Here is a 1,632-nt window from a genome sequence, read left to right on the forward strand (position 1 = left end):
ATACTGTTCTGCAAGACGACACATCTGGATATTTTCAGCAACGTGATTACGGACTCGTGCAAATACCTGTTCAGGTTTAAAGGTTTGTAGTGCCTCGGTTTGTTCATCTAAGAAAGCTTCATGACAATTGTTGACAACCAATTGTTTAAGCAGCACGTAAAAAGGAGTACTTTTATACGTTTCAGAGATTTCTTTAAACGCTTGCTTTACATCTAATGATCGGCTGTTCTGCCAGTTGTCATAATTTTGTGTATGGACTTCCTTTTCAGCGAGATTATTCGCCTGTTCAATATCATGTTCAAAGCGTTGTCTGACAGACGCTATACGTTGATCCTCTGTCTGTTTTAATTGCTTGTGATGCATGATTAATGAATGATCTAGATCAGATTTTGTAGAAGAACTATGTTGGCGATCTAATACTTTTTGATGTTCTTGTAATTTAAGTTGGATATGCGCCTCAAGTTGAGCATACTCTTGTGGGAAAAACCTCTGATACTCGCGAAAGACCTTGAGCTCTTTTTGTAACGCTTCAACTTTTAACTTTTCATCTTCAATCACTCGAATTGCACGATGATGGGCATCTCGTTCTTTATCTGCTTCTATACGGGCGACTTTCAATTGATGTGCATAAGCATTTTGCATATCTTGCATTGCTTGTTGATACTGGGCACTGATCACATCTACCTATGAAGCGACATCTTTATAAATTACAGATGCTATCCACGCTGGTTCACTGAGCTGACTGTCTAATGGTTTTTTTGGCACGGGTGTAGAAATTGGCTGAATCTGTGTTTGTACATGCTCAAATGCTTGATTCGGTACGATAGGTGCTTGGATCTGAGAATAAAACTGCTGAATGGTTGTATGCTTGGCTTTTGAACCCACAATTCCTCGTCTTAAGCCAAAATCTTGATCATGTTGCGTGACGGCTTGATGATAATCCGTTTGCAGTTGAGATAACTTTGTACGGCCGCCTAACCACTTTCTCGCATTTAGCTTATTGGTCTGAGGATCTAATGGCACAATATAGGCCAAGAGATGCGGTGTTGTTTCATCCTGGTGAATACTGGTTGCAATCACATTCTCTGCACCAAACTTTTCAACCAACCAGGCTTTAGACTTCTCAAATAATGCTGCTTCTTTACTCGCATTATGCCAACCTTGCCATTCTGGAGAAGCTGTCATTAACGTTTCAATACATAAGACACCATTCTTACGCACCTTTTGTGGGATACGATCTTTGATTCCACATAACACATCGTCTGCTGATTGATGAGAATGCTCATTTTTTGGCGTTTCTTGAGGATTGGCATTCGGCGTTTCTCGTGTGCGATAATTGTGAGAAAGCGAACCTGAGATCTCACCGAAAGACTTCAACTTCTTTGTTCTAAAAATTAAGAAACTCATCGACCTCTCCAATAAGAAAAACCATCGAAGAGACCACCATAACAGGCCGCTCGATCTTTGGGAGCCCCAAAAGAGTACTCACTACACAATTTTAAAAAATAAATTTTATTTAAATTATTCCATGAGCGAGGGGAGCTTCCCCTCGACCCCGAAAAGCGCACGAAACAGAGTGTTAAATACAATTAAAAGTAAATATAATCAAATAGATATATAGAAATAAAAAGT

At 39.5% G+C, this 1,632-nt stretch carries 2 protein-coding genes; both read right to left on the bottom strand.

Translation table 11 applies throughout. The annotated features are described in order from the left end of the window. The coding region (locus I2F23_RS13775; RefSeq protein WP_195773131.1) for a hypothetical protein at positions 1-678 on the bottom strand (678 nt) is incomplete at its 3' end. Between the two features lie 6 nt (positions 679-684). Continuing rightward, the gene (gene mobV, locus I2F23_RS13780; protein WP_195773132.1) at positions 685-1,407 is read right to left on the bottom strand and encodes a MobV family relaxase; all 723 of its coding nucleotides are present in this window, start codon (positions 1,405-1,407) and stop codon (positions 685-687) included. Positions 1,408-1,632: the final 225 nt, after the last annotated feature.

Origin of the sequence: Acinetobacter pollinis (genome assembly GCF_015627175.1) — a bacterium.
GTDB classification, from domain to species: Bacteria; Pseudomonadota; Gammaproteobacteria; order Pseudomonadales; family Moraxellaceae; genus Acinetobacter; species Acinetobacter pollinis.